The 21093-nt window shown below is 39.8% G+C and carries 20 protein-coding genes; 12 read left to right on the forward strand and 8 right to left on the reverse strand.

The genetic code is table 11. From position 1 onward, the window contains the following. The 12 genes from J3U64_RS04010 to J3U64_RS04065 form a co-directional block, all read left to right on the forward strand. Positions 1-1319 (forward strand): RHS repeat domain-containing protein (locus J3U64_RS04010; RefSeq protein WP_267408385.1); only part of this gene is annotated, 1319 nt, incomplete at its 5' end. Further along, positions 1319-1663, forward strand: a complete 345-nt coding sequence (locus J3U64_RS04015; RefSeq protein ID WP_267408386.1) for a DNA polymerase III — start codon at positions 1319-1321, stop codon at positions 1661-1663. The genes J3U64_RS04010 and J3U64_RS04015, both read left to right, overlap by 1 nt. Positions 1664-1702: 39 nt before the next feature. After that, positions 1703-2434 (forward strand): hypothetical protein, encoded by a 732-nt coding sequence (locus J3U64_RS04020; protein WP_267408387.1) that lies wholly within the window; start codon positions 1703-1705, stop codon positions 2432-2434. A gap of 3 nt (positions 2435-2437) precedes the next feature. Continuing rightward, the gene (locus tag J3U64_RS04025; protein WP_267408388.1) at positions 2438-2743 is read left to right on the forward strand and encodes an RHS repeat domain-containing protein; all 306 of its coding nucleotides are present in this window, start codon (positions 2438-2440) and stop codon (positions 2741-2743) included. 144 nt (positions 2744-2887) lie between these two features. Further along, positions 2888-3340 (forward strand): hypothetical protein, encoded by a 453-nt coding sequence (locus tag J3U64_RS04030; protein WP_267408389.1) that lies wholly within the window; start codon positions 2888-2890, stop codon positions 3338-3340. 379 nt (positions 3341-3719) lie between these two features. Beyond that, complete coding sequence (locus J3U64_RS04035; protein ID WP_267408390.1) at positions 3720-4778, forward strand: bifunctional transcriptional activator/DNA repair enzyme AdaA; 1059 nt, start codon at positions 3720-3722, stop codon at positions 4776-4778. Between the two features lie 605 nt (positions 4779-5383). Further along, positions 5384-6541 carry a THUMP domain-containing class I SAM-dependent RNA methyltransferase gene (locus J3U64_RS04040; protein WP_267408391.1) on the forward strand — a complete coding sequence of 386 codons (1158 nt, stop codon included), beginning with the start codon at positions 5384-5386 and terminating at the stop codon, positions 6539-6541. Further along, the gene (locus J3U64_RS04045) at positions 6538-7281 is read left to right on the forward strand and encodes a pseudouridine synthase (RefSeq protein ID WP_267408392.1); all 744 of its coding nucleotides are present in this window, start codon (positions 6538-6540) and stop codon (positions 7279-7281) included. The genes J3U64_RS04040 and J3U64_RS04045 overlap by 4 nt, the downstream gene beginning before the upstream one ends. Before the next feature lie 119 nt (positions 7282-7400). Next, positions 7401-8063: a CsgG/HfaB family protein gene (locus J3U64_RS04050; RefSeq protein WP_267408393.1), complete on the forward strand. Its 663-nt coding sequence runs from the start codon at positions 7401-7403 to the stop codon at positions 8061-8063. Between the two features lie 25 nt (positions 8064-8088). Then, on the forward strand, positions 8089-8448 hold the full coding sequence (locus tag J3U64_RS04055) for a DUF4810 domain-containing protein (RefSeq protein WP_267408394.1): 360 nt from the start codon (positions 8089-8091) through the stop codon (positions 8446-8448). Beyond that, positions 8448-9137 (forward strand): DUF799 domain-containing protein, encoded by a 690-nt coding sequence (locus J3U64_RS04060; protein ID WP_267408395.1) that lies wholly within the window; start codon positions 8448-8450, stop codon positions 9135-9137. Before J3U64_RS04055 ends, J3U64_RS04060 begins: the two co-directional genes overlap by 1 nt. Before the next feature lie 339 nt (positions 9138-9476). Continuing rightward, entirely contained in the window at positions 9477-13307 is a 3831-nt protein-coding gene (locus J3U64_RS04065; protein ID WP_267408396.1) for a DUF3683 domain-containing protein, read from the forward strand. Between the two features lie 92 nt (positions 13308-13399). On the opposite strand, the gene J3U64_RS04070 is transcribed toward J3U64_RS04065, so the two are convergent. The 8 genes from J3U64_RS04070 to J3U64_RS04105 form a co-directional block, all read right to left on the reverse strand. Beyond that, positions 13400-16972: an SIR2 family protein gene (locus J3U64_RS04070; RefSeq protein ID WP_267408397.1), complete on the reverse strand. Its 3573-nt coding sequence runs from the start codon at positions 16970-16972 to the stop codon at positions 13400-13402. A 163-nt stretch (positions 16973-17135) separates the two neighbouring features. After that, positions 17136-17507 (reverse strand): hypothetical protein, encoded by a 372-nt coding sequence (locus J3U64_RS04075; protein WP_267408398.1) that lies wholly within the window; start codon positions 17505-17507, stop codon positions 17136-17138. Between the two features lie 93 nt (positions 17508-17600). Further along, positions 17601-17903, reverse strand: coding sequence for a hypothetical protein (locus J3U64_RS04080; RefSeq protein WP_267408399.1), 303 nt, complete (start codon positions 17901-17903; stop codon positions 17601-17603). 494 nt (positions 17904-18397) lie between these two features. Then, positions 18398-18859, reverse strand: coding sequence for a putative T6SS immunity periplasmic lipoprotein (locus J3U64_RS04085; protein ID WP_267408400.1), 462 nt, complete (start codon positions 18857-18859; stop codon positions 18398-18400). Positions 18860-18917: 58 nt separating this feature from the next. Then, positions 18918-19367, reverse strand: a complete 450-nt coding sequence (locus J3U64_RS04090; RefSeq protein ID WP_100140269.1) for a putative T6SS immunity periplasmic lipoprotein — start codon at positions 19365-19367, stop codon at positions 18918-18920. A gap of 58 nt (positions 19368-19425) precedes the next feature. Next, the gene (locus tag J3U64_RS04095; protein ID WP_267408402.1) at positions 19426-19731 is read right to left on the reverse strand and encodes a putative T6SS immunity periplasmic lipoprotein; all 306 of its coding nucleotides are present in this window, start codon (positions 19729-19731) and stop codon (positions 19426-19428) included. Between the two features lie 201 nt (positions 19732-19932). Then, positions 19933-20394: a putative T6SS immunity periplasmic lipoprotein gene (locus J3U64_RS04100; protein ID WP_267408404.1), complete on the reverse strand. Its 462-nt coding sequence runs from the start codon at positions 20392-20394 to the stop codon at positions 19933-19935. A 58-nt stretch (positions 20395-20452) separates the two neighbouring features. Then, positions 20453-20923, reverse strand: a complete 471-nt coding sequence (locus J3U64_RS04105; protein ID WP_267408405.1) for a putative T6SS immunity periplasmic lipoprotein — start codon at positions 20921-20923, stop codon at positions 20453-20455. Between the last annotated feature and the right edge of the window lie 170 nt (positions 20924-21093).

A 21093-nucleotide genomic window follows, 5' to 3' on the forward strand; every position in this document is an offset into this window, starting at 1 on the left:
GCCTGCAACACAAACAGACCCGGCGTGGCCACAACACCATCCTGCCCGACATCCTCACCGACCGCCGCTACCAGTACGACAACCTCGACCGGCTGGTGAGTAAAAAACATACCCAGCAAGGACAGACCGATTACCACTATGACCGCACCGGCCGTATCGAAAGCTGCCGCAACCAGGCCTACTGGGAAACCCTGCAATACGATGCCGCCGCCAACCTGCTGGATAAAAGACGCAACGAAGACAATAAAAGCGAAAATCAGAACCTGGTCCGCTTTAACCAGCTACTCCACTTCCGTGGCCTGCAATACACCTACGACGCACACGGCCGTACCCACAGCAAACAGACCGCCAGCGGTACCCAGTATTACCACTACGATGCCGAACACCGCCTGACCGAAGTTCGTATCGAAAAATTAAACCGTACCGAACGTTACGGCTATGTCTACGATGCCTTAGGCCGACGTATCGAAAAACACCAGATAGACCGGGCGGGCAAAGCCTGCAACCGTACCTGTTTCCTGTGGGACGGGCTGAGAATGATTCAGGAAACCCGTACTGACAGAAGCAAAAGCGTTTATATCTACACTGATGAGAGCGGCTATGAACCCTTAGCCAGAGTAGAGACCACCACCGGTACGGAACAGAAAGTGCTGTACTACCACACCGATGTCAACGGTGCCCCGGAAGAACTCACTGATGAAGACGGTCACATTGTATGGGCATGCAGCTATCAGCTGTGGGGCAAACCGATACAGGAAATCGAACACAGCCAGATACAACAGAACCTGAGGTATCAGGGACAGTATTTAGACAGAGAAACGGGCTTACATTACAATACTTTCAGGTACTATGACCCGGATATAGGCAGATTCACGCAGCCGGACCCGATTGGGTTGCTGGGTGGGTTTAATCTGTATCAGTATGCGCCTAACTCACTGATGTGGATTGATCCGTGGGGGCTTGCATGTTTACCCAATAAAAAAGCAGGTATGGAACGTGAACGAAGGGCGAGAGACGTATTTGAAAGGCGTTATGGTAAAGATAATGTTTTATCTGAACGATATTTAAGAGACGCCAACGGCAAATCCGTTAAAGATCCTCTGACAGGTGAACGACGCAGAATTGATTTTATTATTAAAAATCAGGATGGAAAATGGAAAGCTGTCGAAATAACAAGTCGACCTAATGTTGCCAAAAAAAATCTACAATTAGCTAAAGAAGAAAGAATCCGAGAGCAAGGAGGAATTTTTGTAAAAAATAAAAAGACTGGTGAACTGATACATCTAGATAATTTATCAACTGTTAGTGGAGTAAAATAATGAATGAAATTGATTATACTTTACATAATTTACCAATGCTGCTTACTAGAAATAAAAACAAATGGTGGCAAGATCCTATTATCCAAAGTTCAATAGCTTTATTGGGATTTTTAAAAAAACATGAATTATTAATTGATGTTGAACCGTTTGATGAGCAGGGAAATTTAAAAACCGATACAGTTATTAAAAAATCTAACCTTACGCCAGAAGGCTTGGAATTATTTAAAACCGCCATACCTGGATGGCATAATTATTTAGCAAGAAGTACAGTTCCAACCAAATATCAAAATGTCAGTCGGCTTGAAAAAGCTTTAGCTAAAATTCGAGAAAGTAAAAATAAATAATTTTGAATTTTTTCTCTAAGAATCTGTGCTGGAATGAGTATGGCTAGCTCATCCAGCATACCAACGCTCCAGCTTGCTGACTCGGTTCAGCTAGGATCTCGTCGGCAACCGCATCGCCGCCAACCTACCGGACAGCCGTACCCTCAACAACCTATATTACGGCACCAAATCAACCTAGACGGCACCACCATCACCGACATCGAACGCGACCGCCTACATCGCGAAGTCCTGCGTAGCCAGGGACAACTGAACACCGAATTCAGATACGACCGCACCGGCCGCATTGAAAGCTGCCGCAACCAGGCCTACTGGGAAACCCTGCAATACGATGCCGCTGCCAACCTGCTGGATAAAAGACGCAACCAAGACAGCAGTACCGACAACCAAAACCTGATACGCTTCAACCAGTTACTTAACTTCCGCGGCCTCCAATACACCTACGACGCACACGGCCGTACCCACAGCAAACAGACTGCCAGCGGTACCCAGTATTACCACTACGATGCCGAACACCGCCTGACCGAAGTGCGTATCGAAAAATTAAACTGTACCGAACGCTACGGCTATGTCTACGATGCCTTAGGCCGACGTATCGAAAAACACCAGATAGACCGGGCGGGCAAAGCCTGCAACCGTACCCACTTCCTGTGGGACGGACTGAGAATGATTCAGGAAACCCGTACCGACAGAAGCAAAAGCGTCTATATCTACACGGATGAAAGCGGCTATGAACCCTTAGCCAGAGTAGAGACCACCACCGGTACGGAATAAAAAGTGCTGTACTACCACACCGATGTCAATGGTGCCCCGGAAGAACTTACTGATGAAGACGGTCATATTGTATGGGCATGCGGCTATCAGCTGTGGGGCAAACCGATACAGGAAATCGAACACAGCCAGATACAGCAGAACTTAAGGTATCAGGGGCAGTATTTAGACAGAGAAACGGGCTTACATTACAATACTTTCAGGTACTATGACCCTGATATAGGCAGATTCACGCAGCCGGAACCGATTGGGCTGTTGGGTGGGTTTAATTTGTATCAGTATAAAACCAAAAAGAGCTTCTTTTATTTCTGAAACGTCTATAAATGATGTTTTGAGAAATCTTAATAATCAAAAAATAAATCATAGAAATTTATAATATTGAATTGAAAAGTATATGCTAAGATTTACAAAGTTTATATAAAACAATTTTTACCAAATCCAAAAAGGGAATTAATAGTGATTGAAATAAATACTTTTATAAAAATAGGTCATGATCAATTTATGAATTTTTCAGCATATAATTATGATATTAAAGATGTAAACAATATCGAGGGCAGCATACATCTTAATATAAACCGTGTTATTTTATTGAAATATAATATGTGTGATTATATTGATAAACTATGGGCTAATTTAGTTCAAGGATTGGAGGAGATAAAAAACAATAACGAATTTAAAACACATTTCGAGAGTCGACTAATTGAAATTAAACTAAAACCAATAGGAAATGATGTACTAGTTAGTGTTAATAGTAATTTGAAAGTTGAAGCTTTAATAAATAAAAAATATTTTATAAAAGCCATGTCTGAACATGCTTTATATTTTTTTAATAAACTTTCTGGTTTCAATAAAATTCAAGAAAATCGGTACCAATCGGAAATTGAACAATTAGAACGAATTTGCCTTTAAATCAATTAATCGAAATATTTTATATAAAGATTAGAAAAATTAAACTTATTGTTGATATTAACACTTCACAAAAATATTTATGAAATTCTAAATCATAACTATTCCATTAACTGAAAATTTGACAATAAATTAATCTAATGCATCTCAGTTTCTTTTTTATATTTTAATTATTTTGATGAAAGATTTTCATCGAAATTCATTTACCAGTTCACAAGCTAGCAGCAATATTATTCTTTGTATTTAAATAGTCATCAAATTTTCGGTTGTCACTCATACAAATTTTTCATTAACATCATTTCATCAGATTTAGTAATCAACACATTATCGATTGCTCAACAAAGCCACAAAAACTAAGTCAGAAAAATCCAGTAGCTAAAACATGCTCATAACCGATAAAAACATTATCCAGAAATACTATCAGGCTTTACTTGCAAAAGATCCCGCATATGTTGGTATTTTCTTTGTAGGGGTGAAAACAACTTCAATATTTTGTATTTCTACTTGCAGAGCGAGAAAACCGAAATTTGAAAATACTGTATTTTATCAAAGCGTAAAAGAAGCCCTGAATGCGGGTTATAGGCCATGTAAAATCTGCCGGCCTACCGAAAATGCAGATGAAGCGCCTGAGCAAATAATCAAAGCAATCAAAATGATTAGCCAAAATCCCAAGATAAAGATATCCGACTCGGTACTAAGAGAGCATCATATCAGTCCGGAAATCGTTCGGCGTTGGTTCAAAAAAAATTACGGCATTACTTATCAGACCTATCAACGTATGTACCGAATCAATCTAGCTTATCAAGAATTGAAAAGCGGCAAAAAAATAACGGATACAGCATTCGACCATGGTTATGAATCACTTAGTGGTTTTGGCTATACATATAAAAAATTTGTCAAAAATGCCCCCTCCAACCATGCTGAAAACAATATTATCCTGATTAACCGTTTATCCACACCCATAGGCCCAATGTTTATATGCGCCACGCAGCAAGGTATTTGTCTGCTGGAATTTGTAGACCGGCGAATGTTAGAGACGGAGTTTCAGCAATTACAAAAATTACTAAATGGAACAATCATATTTGGCGTAAATAATCATATCCAACAAGCCAGAGCAGAAATTGAGCAATACTTTCAAGGAAAAAGAAAAAATTTTACCGTCGCCCTGCATACCTCGGGGACACCATTTCAGCAATCCGTTTGGGCATGTTTACAAACCATCCCCTTTGGCGAACTATATACTTACAAACAGCAAGCCGAAAAACTAAACCATCCTGATGCAGTCAGAGCAGTAGCCAATGCAAATGGCTTGAATCGGATTGCCATCATCATTCCTTGCCACAGAGTAATTGGTTCCAACGGCCAGTTAACCGGATATAGCGGTGGATTAGAACGCAAACAATGGCTGATTAATCACGAAAAAAGCCATCAGCATTTATAACAACTAAAAACCTCATTTTATAAAACACCCTTCAATCGGACTAATCCTTTTAAGTTCTGGTAAAGACTAATTGAAGATTGTTACCAAAATTATAAGTATTATCAAAATTTTATTATCAAATATGTATCTAATCCGGTAATAGAAAATACTGAATCAAAACAAGTACCACAATATTTCAAATTAAGTATGCAAAGTTTATTGCTTAGGAAAATGGATAGAAGGCATGCTTATAAATGTATCAACCATTAATGTATTGATTCATTCAATCAATCAGAAAACGAAATTTTAATTTATTATTCGAATAATTTTATATTTAAATATCATATTATTTGGATTTCGTAACAGATTTTAATTACTTTATGTACACTATCCAATACTTGAAAAAATTCACACAGCTCAATCAGCCTAAAATCAGCACGATCGTGATTTGTATTGCAGCTAACCAATCAGCTTTATTCACTATACAGCTTCACACTTAATCACTCAAATTTGCGTATCAACCTGTTTAAACCATAGTCAATACATGACTTCAATATTACAATCACACCATTCAGACATGCTTGATCATAACCAAGCATAATCATTTCTTCTTTATAAAGTATTGCATGAATTCTTATTCTTTATTTGTAAGCTGCCCGCGCGGACTGGAAACCATATTAAATCAGGAACTGGTAAAGCTGGGCTGCGAACAGATTTACCCTCGTGATGGCGGTGTAGCCGTTAACGGCGATTTAGCTACAGTCTACCGGATTAATCTGCATAGTCGCGTAGCCAGCCGTGTACTCATTCGCCTTAGTAGCGGCCATTTTCGCAATGAAAACGATATTTACCTACAAGCAAAAAAAGTAAACTGGGCCAAATGGTTTGACGTTAAAAAAACTTTCAAAATTCATATCGAAGGCAAACAGGCGCAAATCAACAGCCTGAACTTTGCTGCCCTCAAAGTAAAAGACGCCCTTTGCGACGTTTTTCGCGAACAAAACGGCAGTCGACCCAGCGTGGAAAAATTTCAGCCCGATATTCGCATTCATGTTTTTATCGAAAAAAACGAACTTTCCATTTATCTGGATACTAGTGGTGAAGCCTTATTCAAACGCGGCTACCGCAGCGACACTGGCGAAGCACCATTACGCGAAAATCTGGCCGCCGGACTGCTGTTATTGGCAGGCTACAACGGCAGTCAGCCTTTTATGGATCCATTCTGCGGCAGCGGCACCCTCGCCATAGAAGCAGCATTGATAGCAAGCAACAGCGCCCCCGGCCTAGAGCGTGCTTTCGGATTTGAACACCTACTCAATTACGATGCCACCTTATGGCAGCAGCTACGCCGTAACGCATTGTCCGCAAAAAGCCAGCCCCAAGCACCGATTTCTGGTGCAGATATTGAGGGGAAACTAATTGTACTAGCTCAAAATAATGCTCGCTATGCCGATGTAGACCAGTATATCCAGTGGCAGACTGCCGACGCACTGGATACCCGCCCCAATGGCACCAACGGCATTATGCTCAGCAATCCCCCTTATGGTGTGCGCTTGTCTGAAATCCAGTTACTACACGCTTTATACCCTCAAATGGGAAGCTGGTTGAAACAATATTTTGCCGGCTGGCTAATTGGCATGTTCAGTGCCGATCGAGATATGCCCAAACTAATGCGCCTGTCTCCCAAACGCAAGATTCCGCTTTTCAATGGCAATCTGGATTGCCGCCTATTCCTGCTGGACATGGTGGCCGGTTCTAATCGAAATAAAGAGCACAAAGCATGACAACCGAACAGAACGAAGTACAACGTCTGTCCAAACGCATGGCACAATTGGGTTTATGCTCACGCCGTGAAGCTGACAGCTATATCGAACAAGGCTGGGTAAAAGTCAATGGCGTTACAGCCGTACTCGGACAAAAAGTACTAGACTCAGACCGCATCGACCTCAACCGGCAGGCACACCGCCAACAAGCCGAACGTGTCACCATCCTCTTAAATAAGCCTGTTGGCTATGTTAGTGCGCAACCGGAAAAAGGCTATCGAGCAGCCGTCGAACTGATTACCGAAACCAATCATTGGCGGGAAGACAAAAGCCCCATTCACTTTCAGGCTACCCATACACGCCATTTGGCACCGGCCGGCCGGCTGGACATTGACTCTGTTGGATTACTCGTTCTCACTCAGGATGGGCGAATTGCCAAACAGCTAATAGGTGAAAACAGTGGCATAGAAAAAGAATATTTAGTACGCGTCAGCGGACGTTTAGATGATAAAGGCTTGGCACTACTTAACCACGGTCTTAGTTTGGATGGTGAAAAATTGCGGCCGGCCAAAGTAAACTGGCAGAATCAGGATCAATTGAAATTTATCTTGAAACAAGGTAAAAAACGCCAGATACGGCGCATGTGTGAACTTGTCGGCCTGAAGGTAATTGGACTAAAACGAGTCCGCATGGGCAGAATCAAACTTGGTGCCCTTCCCCCCAGCCAATGGCGCTACCTGAGCCCACAGGAAAAATTCTGATACTAAAATTAATAGAGAAATCTAGAAATAAAAATTACTTCAGATTTCAACTAATATAATTTTGACTCAAAAAAACAGTCTCTATATACTTTGCCCAAATTAATTTAACATAAATAACCATGAATAAATTTTATTTAACATTAGTAAGCGCATTTTTATTATCAGCCTGTGCCACCGAAAGCTCACAAGTTTTAAATGTACCTAAAGTAGAAACCTATCAGCAGGCATACAATGGTATAAAAGCTCCATTGGCAGTGGGTAAATTTGATAGCCGTGGCAATATGGGCGGGGGTATTTTCAGTAACAGTACAGACCAATTGACCAGCCAGGCTAAAACCATCTTAATGGCAGATTTGCAGCAAACCGGACGTTTTTCAGTTCTCGACCGTGGCAACATGGATGAAATCAAAAACGAAGCAAATTTCAAAGGAATGAATCAGAAAATAAAGGGTGCACGCTACGTAGTAACTGGAGCCTTAACTGAATTCGGTCGCAGAAATATTGGTGATCAACAACTATTTGGCATACTAGGACAGGGTAAAACACAAGTAGCCTATGCCAAAGTTACACTGAGCATCGTAGACGTACAATCCTCCGAAATTGTCTTCTCAAGCCAAGGTGCTGGTGAATTCAAACTTTCTTCACGAGAAATACTTGGTACCGGTGGCCATGCAGGCTACGACGCCACATTAAATGGAAAAGTTTTGGATCTGGCTATCCGCGAAGCAGTTAATAATCTAGTACGCGGCATAGATAAAGGACAATGGCATCCTCAACCTTAAAAATAAATAATTAGGTAAAACAAAAATGAAAAATATCTTAACAACGGCCATAGCTGCCTTGTTATTGGCTGCGTGTGCTCAGAACAATCAGCCAGCTCGCACACTTTATTACTGGGGAGATTTTAACAAACAGCAATATCAGACCCTTAATAATGCCCTGACTCCTCAGGAACAAATAGCCAACATGGAAAAATACTTCCTTGATGCACAAAGCAATCACGCTAAAGCTGCCCCCGGTACCCATGCACATTTGGGCATGCTTTATGCCAAAGTAGGTAATTTAGCGGGAGCCAAGACTCAGTTTGAAATGGAAAAACAAGCGTTTCCTGAATCAACCGCCTACATGAACTTTCTGCTCAAAAATGTAGCCGGAGTAAAATCATAATGCGACTAATCAAACTATTATTACCCTTATCTGTGGCTGCCATACTTTCAGCATGTGGCACCACTGTACAGAAACTGCCCTACGATTACAGCAAATTTCAACGCACTGATCCCCGTTCAATACTGGTAGTACAGCCAACTAGCTCATCAGTAGAAGTTAAAGCACCCAATGCTGTCTTAGCTCAATCAACCAGACCACTGGCAGAATCTGGCTACTATGTATTTCCAGTCGTTTTGGTCAATGAGACATTTAAAGAAAACGGATTAAATGACGGTGCAGAAATACAGGCTGTTGATTTGAAGAAAATTCGTCAAGTCTATAATCCAGATGCTATCCTGTATATGGATATAGATGATTACGGTACCAAATATCAAGTGATCAACAGCACTACTACAGTAAGCGTTTCAGCTAAATTAGTAGATGCCAAAACCGGTGATATCATTTGGACAGGTGAAAAAAAAATTACCGTTAACTCCAATGATAACGGAAATCAGGGTTTTCTAAGCGCAGTCACATCTGCTTTAATATCTCAGATTAAAGACAAAGTAAAAGACACGGCTTTTGACCTAACAGGCAATGTTGAAGCAAACCTGCTTTCTGCCGGCAGGACAGATGGTATTCTTTATGGCCCCTATCACCCAGCCTATCAAAAACCGGTCACACAGCTACCTCCTGTGCAAAACCAATAAATGCCAAAGCCCTTTAATTCAAATTAAAGGGCTTTTTTAATGAAATGACAAAATATCAGAAATTTCAAAAAAATAATAAAATCAAAATACAACAAATAAACAACAATAATATTGTTTATAAGCTGAAAATATCTAAAAACAATACCATAACAAACCAGACTGACAACTTATACATGAAACAAAATCCCATTACATCGTCAGATTTTTCCATTGCCACACATTTCGTTTTCACCTAAATTGTTAGCAGACAAAAATGCGAAATACAGCGTAAATCAGTTAAAATAACCCGTTTACAGATTCATTAATTTAACGCCAGCAGAGCGGAACGGAACACGTTTAATGAGCACACAGACCAATCAGCGCATACGCGAAATTCCCTATAACTACACCTCCTTTTCAGACCGAGAAATAGTTATCCGGCTTCTTGGTAGCCAATCGTGGGAATTATTGCAACAACTGCGCGAACAAAGACGCACAGGTCGTTCTGCACGCATGCTGTTTGAAATACTGGGTGACATCTGGGCAGTGATTCGCAACCCCTACCTTATCGACGACCTGCTCGAACATCAGCACCGTCAACAGGCACTGGTCAAAGAAATGCATCACCGCCTAAACGAAATTCAAAAACGGCGCGATAACAACCAGCAGGTTGCCCAGCTCATAGAAAGCACCGAACAGGCCATCAACGATTTTGACAGCAGCTTCGGCAAAACCCGCAGCAAACGCGAGCAAGTATTCAACCGCCTGCGCAAAATCACCCACAAAGACAACATCATGTTTGATGGTCTGGCACGCGTTACCCACGTCACCGATGCCACTGACTGGCGCATCGAATACCCTTTCGTTGTCATCAACCCAGACCACGAAAAAGAAGTTGCTCCTCTGGTTCGCGCCCTGATAGAGCTTGAACTAACCATTATCCCGCGCGGCGGCGGTACTGGCTACACCGGCGGTGCCATCCCCATGGATGCTATGAGCGCCGTTATCAACACTGAAAAACTTGACCTGTACAGCCCAGTAGCCTTACAAGAATTACCCGGACTCGAAGGCACCCACCCCGTTATCACCTGTGGTGCTGGCGTCGTTACCCGCCGTGTAGAAGAAGCCGCCACAGCAGCCGGCTGGGTATTTGCCGTCGACCCCACCTCAGCCGATGCCTGCTGTATCGGCGGCAACGTAGCCATGAACGCCGGCGGAAAAAAAGCCGTATTATGGGGTACCACCCTCGACAACCTCGCTTGGTGGAAAATGGTTAACCCCCAAGGCCAGTGGCTGAAAATCGAACGTGTGCGCCACAACTTCGGCAAAATCCACGACGAAACCACCGCCATCTTCGATATCCACACTCTTGATAACGATGGCTATTCCATCATCAAAACCGAGCGCCTCGAAGTGCCCGGCCAGCGATTCCGCAAAGTCGGACTTGGTAAAGATGTTACCGACAAATTTCTTGCAGGCGTACCCGGCGTACAAAAAGAAGGCACCGACGGCATCATCACCTCAGCCGCCTTCGTCCTGCATCGCATGCCCAAATACACCCGCACCGTGTGCATGGAATTCTTTGGCACCGTAGCCAACGCCACCCCCTCCATCGTTGAAGTGCGCAACTACATGCTCAACCACAAAACCGTCAAACTGGCGGGGCTGGAGCATCTCGACTGGCGCTACGTCCGCGCCGTTGGCTACGCCACCAAGGCAGCCGGCAAAGGCCGCCCGAAAATGGTATTACTGGCCGACATCGTCTCCGACGATGAAAACGAAGTACAAGCCGCCGCTGCCCACATCGTGCGGCTGGCCAATGCCCGCTGTGGCGAAGGCTTTATCGCAGTCACCCCTGAAGCGCGCAAAACATTCTGGCTCGACCGCTCCCGCACTGCCGCCATTGCCCGCCATACCAACGCCTTCAAAATCAACGAAGACGTTGTTATCCCATTAGAACAGCTCGGCAGCTACTCCGACGGCATCGAACGCATCAACATCGAACTGTCCATCCAGAACAAACTGGCCTTGTGCGCCGCCATCATCGACTACCTGCAAACTAAACTGCCCGTAGACAAACTCGACACCGACCTGTCCAGCGCCGAATTGCTCGGCTCACGCAAACAACATGCACTGGATTACGTCACCAGCATCCAGAGTCGCTGGACATGGCTGCTGAATCACCTCGATGCCCCACTGACAGACTACCTGCAACAATTTCCGCAGAAACTCGAAAATGACGAACCTGTCTCAGACCAAAGCTGCTTTATCGCTATGCGCGACTTCCACCTGCGTGTTTCCGTTAAACGCGACATCATGCAGCCTCTTGCAGAGATCTTCAGCGGCAAAACCGACACTCTCATACTGGAAAAACTCGACGAAATCCACCGCCACATCATTCGCGGCCGCGTATTCGTTGCCCTGCACATGCATGCCGGAGACGGCAACGTCCACACCAACATACCAGTAAACTCCGACGACTACGACATGCTGCAAACCGCGCATCAGGCCGTAGACCGCATCATGGCACTGGCACGCAGCCTTAACGGCGTAATTTCCGGCGAACACGGCATCGGCATCACCAAAATCGACTACCTCACCACAGCCGAAATGCAGCCTTACTGGGACTACAAAAAACAAGTAGACCCACATGGCCACTTTAACCGTGGCAAACTGATGCCCGGTGCCAACCTCGACAAAGCCTATACCCCATCGTTCGAACTGCTCGGCGTAGAATCCCTAATCATGGAGCAGTCCGAACTCGGTCAAATTGCCCATTCCATCAAAGACTGTCTGCGCTGCGGCAAATGCAAACCCGTGTGCAGTACCCACGTACCGCGCGCCAACCTGCTTTACTCCCCGCGCAACAAAATCCTTGGCGTCGGACTCCTTACCGAAGCATTCCTGTACGAAGAACAAACCCGCCGCGGCGTATCTCTAAAACACTTTGACGAACTCAACAGCGTAGCCGACCATTGCACCGTCTGCCACCGCTGCATTAAACCCTGCCCCGTAAAAATCGACTTTGGCGACGTAACCGTTGCCATGCGCAACTACCTGCGCAAAGCTGGCAAAAAGAAATTCAACCCCACCGTCTACATGGGCATGGCTTTTCTCAACGCCACCGACCCCAGAACCATCAAAGCCCTGCGCGCAGGCGTAATCAAAACCGGCTTCAGACTGCAAAACTGGGGCTACGAAATGGGCAAACACTTCAGCCTAGGCTGGCTCAAATGCCAGAAAACCGCCCCGCGTGCCACCACCGCCAAACCCGAAATCCGCGAACAAGTTGTTCATTTTATAAATCGGCCACTGCCGCGCCACGTACCGATTAAAACCGCGCGTGCCCTGCTTAATATCGAAGACAGCACCACCGTACCGATTATCCGCAATCCGCAGGTAAGCGAAGAAACCGAAGCCGTTTTCTACTTCCCCGGCTGCGGCTCCGAACGCCTGTTCAGCCAGATAGGCTTAGCCACACAAGCCATGTTATGGCATGTAGGCGTACAAACCGTATTGCCACCGGGTTACCTGTGTTGCGGCTATCCGCAAACCGCCGGCGGCAACAAAGACAAAGGTGACAAAATCACCATGGACAACCGCGTCCTCTTCCATCGCGTGGCCAACACCCTCAACTATCTCGATATCAAAACCGTAGTTGTAAGCTGCGGTACCTGCTACGACCAGCTCAGCGATTACCATTTCGACAAAATTTTCCCCGGCTGCCGCGTACTAGATATCCACGAATACTTGTTGGAAAAAGGGCTGAAACTCGATGGCATCAAAGGTCAGCAATACCTGTATCACGACCCTTGTCATACCCCCATCAAAACCACCCAGCCGATAAAAGTAGTTAACGAACTGATGGGACAAAACGTGCCCCTGTCCGACCGCTGCTGCGGTGAATCCGGCATGTTTGCGGTCAACCGCCCTGATATCGCCACACAAGTACGTTTCCGCAAACTGGAAGAAATCGAAAAAGGCAAAGCCAAATTGCCGCAAGGCGAACCTGTAAAAATACTCACCAGTTGCCCCGCCTGCCTGCAAGGGCTTAGCAGATATACCGACGATGCCAATATCAAAGCCGATTATGTCGTGATAGAAATGGCCAAACATATACTAGGCGAAAACTGGCAGGATGAATTTGTGCAAAAAGCCAGCAATGGGGGGATTGAACGAGTATTGTTGTAAGTAATAAAAAACAAGGTTGCTGCCATATAAATGGAGCAACCTTATTCTTATAAAATATTAATCTTAACTATTGAAACAAATATCTGAAAAATTTATCTAAGATATTCATTTAGTTCCGCAAATCGAACTTCTGGTAATGCATCGTTTTTAGCTTTATCCAAAATATTCTGTAAAGCTGGAATTGGTTCATTTCTTTGTTTTAGTATGTCCCTTGCTAGTCTGACACACTCCTTTCGTATATCAAAAATTATAATAACTTCTGAATCATCATCAGAAAAATTATCATAATTACTATCATTGTAAATTTCTGGCAAGTTTTCAATCAAAATATTTATATCATCATTAGTTAGCCAACCACTATTAAACATTATATTAATTACCTGCAGAATATTTATTAAACCAATCAATCTTCCTGATTCAACGCGATATATTAATTTATCAATCAAAGGACGAATAACACTTTTATCAGATAATTGAGTTCCCCACTCCAAAATAGCATATGCTGCATCGCCTACTATTAATTCAATTTTATTTTTTAAGGCTTTTTTTATCAATGAAATGACTAGTTGATTTTTTTCAGGATTTTTTAAAACAAATGGAATTAATGCTCTTAAAATATAGGGTGAGGTCATATTATCCTGATAAAATTTATAAATTTTATCAAAATTATCTTGATTTAAAAACGTCATTGGAAGATGTGATGTAATAAAATACAAAATATGACATATATGTTTGGATATTATATCTGGATCTTGACCATCAAATAACTCATCTATTATTTCATCCACACTATTTGAGTAATCATTTCTTTTCCAATCAATAAAATAATTAAAATACTGTATACTTTGCATTTCACTAGGAAGCAGTTTTTTATATGATAAAGTATTTACTAAAGTTTCTAAAAAAGCCATATCATAAGAAGGTTCTTCTGAATATACTTCATATATAATTAAATCTTTTATTTTTTTTACATTTTCTTCGGGAGGTATATTTAGAAAAAAACTAGGATATACTTCTTTTGTATACGGTAATTTCTTATATTCATAATCTTTCCCGTAAATATTAAAAACCAATTGATCCTTTTCATTTTCTATTAAGAAAGAGCTATCAATTAATGGCATCAAACGCATTACAATCCTTGTATCTAGCTTAGAGCCTTGCTTCTTATTTCTAATATTATTAATTAAATAATCAATTTCATAATCAAGTATTTTATTTATATTACGTTTACCTGGAAACTCAATAATTGGATTTACCCAATCTTCTTTTATTGGAAATTCTAAAGTCTCTACAAGCAATTCATTATGTTGACTAGTTGGAATACTCCTTAAGGAGTAATTTAATAAGTTATTTATAGATTTTTTTAACCAAAAATGATAAAAATATTCATCTTTAGCTATAGATAAAGCAAATCTATAGTATTTTTTGGCTTCATCTGAAGAAAGACGAGTTTGAAATCGTGCCAAAATTTCAATAAATACACGTAAATTATCTATTGCATATGATTCTATTTGTTTATTTTTGCAATGATTAATCCTTTTATTCATCCAAAACTTTATAGCTTTAAAACAGCATTCCACACTTTTATTTACTTCATTAGAAGATATCTGCGCAATTCTTAGTCTATTAAATAATTTTTTTATTTCTTTAGACTCATCATAGTTTGAAAATTCTGTTATTAAAATGAATTGTTGCCAATAATCTGTTTCAACAAAATTAGCCACATCATATGCGATATGTTTAGTAAATTGAAAATTACCCCACTTTATAGGTAAGCCCACGGTATTTGATACCATATCAAACAATATTGCAGGATGAATTTGAATTGAATTCACAAAGTGTACGGTTTTTGAATTATCTTTATATCTACCCGGTTCAAAAGTAGGTTCAATCATGGGTTCTCGTTGTTTATCGAGGTGTTCAGATACAACTCTTTCTAAATAATTTATTATTTCATAAGGATCACATTTTTGTTGACTATATTTTGAATTTGAAAATTCTAAGATATTTTTTCGGAAGAGTACCATATCCAATTGGCTTTTAAGAAAGCAAGCCCATGCTAACCTAGATAGAATAAAAATTGAATTTTGGTTATCACAATAACTAAGAGCGAGTTCCTTGTAAACGTTGTCTATTAAATTAGCACTTTCTTTATGACAATCTATTTTAGATAAAATATATGCTTTTCTTAATTTCCAAATAGGGTCAGTACCGTTAATTTTATCTACTAACTCTTCAATTAACGGATAATTTAATTCTTCTTTTGCCACAAGAATTTGATGATAAGCAAACTCAACAATACTTTCACTCCAATATTGAGAATTATCTTTTATAATGTTAGTAGTTTTATTTATTACTTCTTGCTGTTCAGAATTTTTTTCTGTAAATCTAGAGCATTTTAACAAATATAATGCTATTTCTAACTGATGTTTTTTTGATAATCCAATATCGTTATTAGGATTACAAACTGATAGCAACATTGTTTGAAGATTTTTATCAATATTGTAATAAAATATTTTTTCATATCTCCAAACCAGTTCATAAAGTAATTTACATCTAGTTGATTCTTTCAGTTTGGAAAAATCTGAAATAAATTGACTAACTTCAGAAATTTGATTAATAAATTCGATTCTTAATGCATTAGGACAAATAATCCATTCCGGATACGATTTTCTATCTTCAATTAAGGTCTCAAGTATTGCTTCTGGTGATATATTTGTTTCTTTTTTATTCAAAGATATGGAATTTTTCTCAGAGATGCTTGTTAATGAAGTAGGTTGCCACTCCCAAATTTTCTTCTTTTTTAAAATTGATAGCTGTTTTAAAAAAAAATCATTAGCCATTTTATGCCGTAAATCTATATTATCAAAATGCTTTACGAGAAAATATAAATCAATAGGCGCCACATTCAGGCTTTCTAAGTATTTTCTTTTAGCAGCTGAAAGATTTAGTGCACCAACTAGATAAATACGACGAGCATTAGATTGGAGATTATCTCTTACCCAACCAATCCATTGTAAAAAGTTGGGGTCATCACCGGAAAAGCCGATTAAACACAATTCATTTTCAACAAAGACTTGCCGGACGAAATTAACAAAAATGCCATATTTTTGCGGATAGCAGCGATAATCTTCTTGTGTAAATATCAAATCATTGCTTACATTAATTGTGCCATGCAATTTAACAATACGGGGAGAATGACAGCCAGCCAAATCTTCTTGCTTACTCACAATATCGTATATGGGTTCGTATATAGTTTTAGACGCTCGTTCCAGCAAAGTATCCCAGTTGGTTGTTAAAACTTCTGACCAAGGCAAGGTTAATAAGTCCTGATAAAGTTTAGTAGGCTCCCATATTTCATCTTCCACTGCATTTTTTAACAAATCATATAGTCTCGTCTTCCCAAAATAATCTTGATACATTTGCGCCAGTCGTAATGCGTCGGTATGCTCACTTTCACCCAATTCATCAGCCAATTTTTTGGCTAAATCTCTCCAAATAGGTAGTTTTTTATCAGTATCGTAAGTGGTAGCTGCGCAACGACTAAAACCTGCGCCTACCATAATCGCCACTCCGTGACCAAAGGTTTCTTGCTCCCATAAAGCCTGTGCCAGTTTTTCAATTAAGGGATAATCGGTTAATTTAGTAATATCACGTACATTCATACTTTAACTCCCCAGTAAATTAATTTTTGTAGTGCTTGCAAAAAATTAGTTCTCCTTTTTTGCCGTAGCTAATATTTAAGCAAGACAAATTGATACTGTAATGCACAAAAAAACGCTTATAGCCGTGAAAGCGATAAGCGTGTTAGTTGTTACTATAAATGTATCAGCAATAAGAACTAGTAATCAATTTGCTGCTGCTTTCAATGCTATTAATACTGGTTTTCAGGCTGGAAAGCAAGATGTTAAGTATACCGGCAAATTGCAGCATATTTTGATTGTCTACTAGCAGGGCCTGACTGTTGATTTGCTGGCGTTCGAGCTGGAGCTGGCCAAGGGTGCTGATAAGAAAATCGATGTTGCGGCTGGTGCTCTGGCAGTATTCGATGATGGTGCTTAGCTCATGCTGTTTGAGCACAAGGGCTTTTTCTGCGGGGGTTTGGGTTTTGTCTTGAATAATGGCTAGCTCACTGGCCTGCTCAAGCAGTAAGGCGGGGCTGTTGCTTAGGCTGGCGTCGATATATTGTTGCTGCGTCATAGTACACCTCCGCCAAGATTGCTGATTTGAAAATGGTGTTCACTTGATTGACGGCTTGCTACTGTTCCTTTTACAGCGCAATAGTTTTTCAATTTACCCGCATACCAAGCAACTGTTTGTGGTGGAAGAATAGAAGACAGATGCAGATATGCACTGCATGGGATAAGCTGCTGAATTGCTTTCATGTTGGTAGCCTTTCATACTAAGTCTTAATAAGCCCTCTATCATGCTGTCAAACATGGTTAGGGGGCAGACAAATGGCAGGGTTGACAGACTGGTAGTATGAACCAGCAGGCACAAGGCCTCCCTGCCATTATCCGCCATAGAAGGCATACCAACGGCACGGGATTCAGACAATAACCGCTCAATAAAATTATTGGCGGTGTTGTCTGTCATACTAATCAGCCTGTCAAAGCTGGCTGCGCTATTGAACGCAGCAAAGCTATTTTGATGGTTAATTATTGATATGTCAATATGCTGCTGACGCTATGGTGTTGGATTCTGCTGATATTTTTAGTTATACATCCATTCTTTTCCACCAACACTACACTCTGCCCTGCCCTTGCCTTGGACAGGCTTAAAAAAACAGTTGTCTTTACCCATAATTGCAAGATGATCCTGCGTAACTATGGCCGCGCTTTCAAGGCTATCTACGGCTTTGTAATTCCGCTTTCAATTGTTTTTTTCACTAAGATTCTTTTTTCCTTTTACTCTGTTTGGTTTCTGTTCTGAACCATTAGTCACTATTTGCTATAACCACAATATTGCTTAGCTGAGCCATTAATTATTTTTCCCGTCCCTTATTTATGTATAAGGCTTTGAGTTAAACAATGCTTATTCAGGAAAGACATTTTTAGGATAAAAAACAACTTACTTTCCCCTGAATACAATTAAATATCATTCCGAGCTTTTTCATCAAGTAATAATTGTAGTGAATTATCCTTATTTCTTATGATACGCATATATCTTATCCAATCTTTCTGTGTTGATTTCTGCGATTTATTATTTTTCATTTCTTCAGAGGTGAAACCAATGGAATACGGAATATTAGTTTGAAAATGGAAATTAAAATTTATGCATTGCTGATTTTTGACATAATACAGTTTTGCAGAATCTGAATAATCTTGGCTCCAGAGTTCTCCCACTCCAGCTTGATGGACATCTGAATTTAAAATATGAAATTCTTTTATTTGCCTGAAAAAATCTTCATTCGCCGGAATACTGATGCACGGCTGCCCATCTTTTTTTAATACTATATCTGGAGTATAAAACACATTGCTGTGCAGTATGCAACCTGTTAGCAAGGCTGCTGGAAGAAATACTGGCAAAATGCGCAAAAGATTTCTGTTCATTCTCCTTGTATCCTTATGAATATCATACAGATAATGTGCCGTATTACTTCATAAATAATCAATAATAATCACGTGCCTCTTCGTCTAATAATAATTGCAACGTTCCATCTGATTTTTTTATGATTCGCATATACCTCATCCACACTTTCTTTGTAGATTTTCGATTTTCTTCATCCCCTTTTTCTGTTGAGAAAAAACCAATATCATATAAAATATTAGTCTGGAATTTATAATTAAAATATAAGCATTGTTGGTTTTTTACATAATAATGATCTTTAGAATCTAAATAATGTCTGCTCCAGAGTTCACCTACTCCAGTTTGAAAAATATCCAAACCCAAAATATTAAATTCTTTTTGACGACGAAAAAAATCTTCATCCGGCGGAATACTGATGCACGGCTGGCCATCTTTTTTTAAAACAATATCTGGGGTATATCCCCTTATGCAACCATTCATTAATATTACTAGGAGAATTAACGATGAAATGCGGAATAGATTTTTGTTCATTCTCCTTATGTCCTTATGAAAATCATACAAGTAATGTGCTACATTGTTTCAACCATAATCAAGAATAATCACGTGCCTTACCATCTAATAATAATTGGAACGTTCCATCCGGTTTTTTTATAATGCGCATAAATCTCCTCCATGTTTTTTTGGTTGATTTCTGATTTTCGTTATTCCCCTTTTCGGTTGATATGAAATCAATAATATAAAAAATATTATTTTGGAACTGGTAATTAAAATATAAGCAATCTTGATTTTTTACATAATATGGTTTCGATGGATCAAAATAATTTTTTTCCCACAATTGCCCAATTCCTGTTTGATACACCTCCGTCGTCATAATACTATATTCTTTTTTTCGCATAAAAAATCTTCATTTGCTGGGATGCTGATGCAGGGCTGGCCATCTTTTTTTAAAACAATATCTGGGCTATATCCCCTTATGCAACCATTCATTAATATTACTAGGAGGATTAACGATGAACCGCGGAATAAATTCTTGTTCATTCTCCTTATGTCCTTATGAAAATCATACAAGTAATGTGCTATATTGCTTCAACCATAATCAAGAATAACCACTTGCCTCAGCGTCTAATAATAATTGCAACGTTCCATCAGTTTTTTTTATGATTCTTATATCCCTAGTCCAATTTTTATTTGTCCACTTTTGAGATTCATCATTCCCTTTTTCAGTTGAAAAGAAGCTAATAGAATAAAGAATATTAGTTTTAAAACGATAATTAAAATATAAGCATTGTTGATTTTTGACATAATACGGCTTTTTATAATCATGAAAATTCTTTTTCCAGAGGTATCCAACTCTTTTCTGGAATACGTATAAGCTTAAAATACTAAATTCTTTTTTTCTCATGAAAAAATCTTCATTCGCCGGAATACTAATGCAGGGCTGGCCATCTTTTTTTAATACTATATCTGGCGTATGAAATACATTACGATGCAATATGCAACCTGTTATCAAGGCTGCTGGAAGAAATACTGGCAAAATTCGAAAAAGTTTTTTATTCATTCTCCTTGTGTCCCTATGAATTTCATACAGGTAATGTGCTATATTGCTTCAACCAAAATCAAGAATAATCACGTGCTTCACCGTCTAATAATAACTGCAGCGTTCCATCTGTTTTTTTTATGATCCGCATATATCTCTTCCAATTTTTTTTAGTCGAATTTTGTAATTCATCATTACCTTTTTCTGTTGAAAAGAAACCAATAGAATAAAGAATATTAGTCTGAAAACGATAATTAAAATATAAACATTGCTGATTTTTTATATAATAGTTTTTTTTAGAGCTTAAATAATTTTTACTCCAAAGCTCTCCTACGCCTGCTTGAAATACATATAAATACGAAATATCAAACTCTTTTATTCGCATAAAAAAATCCTCATTCGCAGGAATACTTATACAGGGCTGACCATCTTTTTTTAATATTATATCAGGGGTATAAAATACATTACTGTGTAATATACAACTTGACATTAACATTACTGGAACAAAGATTAACCCCTTGCACAAATATTTTGATATCGACCGCTTCATAGTTTCTTCCTTCTTAATTGCGAACAAAAGCAGAATTTAGTAGACTCCTAGTTATTAGCTTACATTAAGCATTATTATTTGAAATATACAATTAAAATATAAAAATTGCAAAGATAAGCTATTATAATCTGACGGAAAAATTTATTTTTGATTGTACCTTATTTTTTTTA

The organism is Snodgrassella sp. B3800 (assembly GCF_026535865.1).
Classification (GTDB): Bacteria; Pseudomonadota; Gammaproteobacteria; order Burkholderiales; family Neisseriaceae; genus Snodgrassella; species Snodgrassella alvi_E.

Coding starts and splice junctions, on each gene's coding strand:
- J3U64_RS04105 (WP_267408405.1), bottom strand. CDS start 20,923: ATGAAGCGGTCGATATCAAAATATTTGTGCAAGGGGTTAATCTTTGTT.
- J3U64_RS04085 (WP_267408400.1), bottom strand. CDS start 18,859: ATGAACAGAAATCTTTTGCGCATTTTGCCAGTATTTCTTCCAGCAGCC.
- J3U64_RS04035 (WP_267408390.1), top strand. CDS start 3,720: ATGCTCATAACCGATAAAAACATTATCCAGAAATACTATCAGGCTTTA.
- J3U64_RS04095 (WP_267408402.1), bottom strand. CDS start 19,731: ATGCGAAAAAAAGAATATAGTATTATGACGACGGAGGTGTATCAAACA.
- J3U64_RS04045 (WP_267408392.1), top strand. CDS start 6,538: ATGACAACCGAACAGAACGAAGTACAACGTCTGTCCAAACGCATGGCA.
- J3U64_RS04070 (WP_267408397.1), bottom strand. CDS start 16,972: ATGAATGTACGTGATATTACTAAATTAACCGATTATCCCTTAATTGAA.
- J3U64_RS04015 (WP_267408386.1), top strand. CDS start 1,319: ATGAATGAAATTGATTATACTTTACATAATTTACCAATGCTGCTTACT.
- J3U64_RS04090 (WP_100140269.1), bottom strand. CDS start 19,367: ATGAACAAAAATCTATTCCGCATTTCATCGTTAATTCTCCTAGTAATA.
- J3U64_RS04075 (WP_267408398.1), bottom strand. CDS start 17,507: ATGACGCAGCAACAATATATCGACGCCAGCCTAAGCAACAGCCCCGCC.
- J3U64_RS04060 (WP_267408395.1), top strand. CDS start 8,448: ATGCGACTAATCAAACTATTATTACCCTTATCTGTGGCTGCCATACTT.
- J3U64_RS04040 (WP_267408391.1), top strand. CDS start 5,384: ATGAATTCTTATTCTTTATTTGTAAGCTGCCCGCGCGGACTGGAAACC.
- J3U64_RS04055 (WP_267408394.1), top strand. CDS start 8,089: ATGAAAAATATCTTAACAACGGCCATAGCTGCCTTGTTATTGGCTGCG.
- J3U64_RS04080 (WP_267408399.1), bottom strand. CDS start 17,903: ATGACAGACAACACCGCCAATAATTTTATTGAGCGGTTATTGTCTGAA.
- J3U64_RS04100 (WP_267408404.1), bottom strand. CDS start 20,394: ATGAATAAAAAACTTTTTCGAATTTTGCCAGTATTTCTTCCAGCAGCC.
- J3U64_RS04050 (WP_267408393.1), top strand. CDS start 7,401: ATGAATAAATTTTATTTAACATTAGTAAGCGCATTTTTATTATCAGCC.
- J3U64_RS04065 (WP_267408396.1), top strand. CDS start 9,477: ATGAGCACACAGACCAATCAGCGCATACGCGAAATTCCCTATAACTAC.
- J3U64_RS04020 (WP_267408387.1), top strand. CDS start 1,703: ATGGCTAGCTCATCCAGCATACCAACGCTCCAGCTTGCTGACTCGGTT.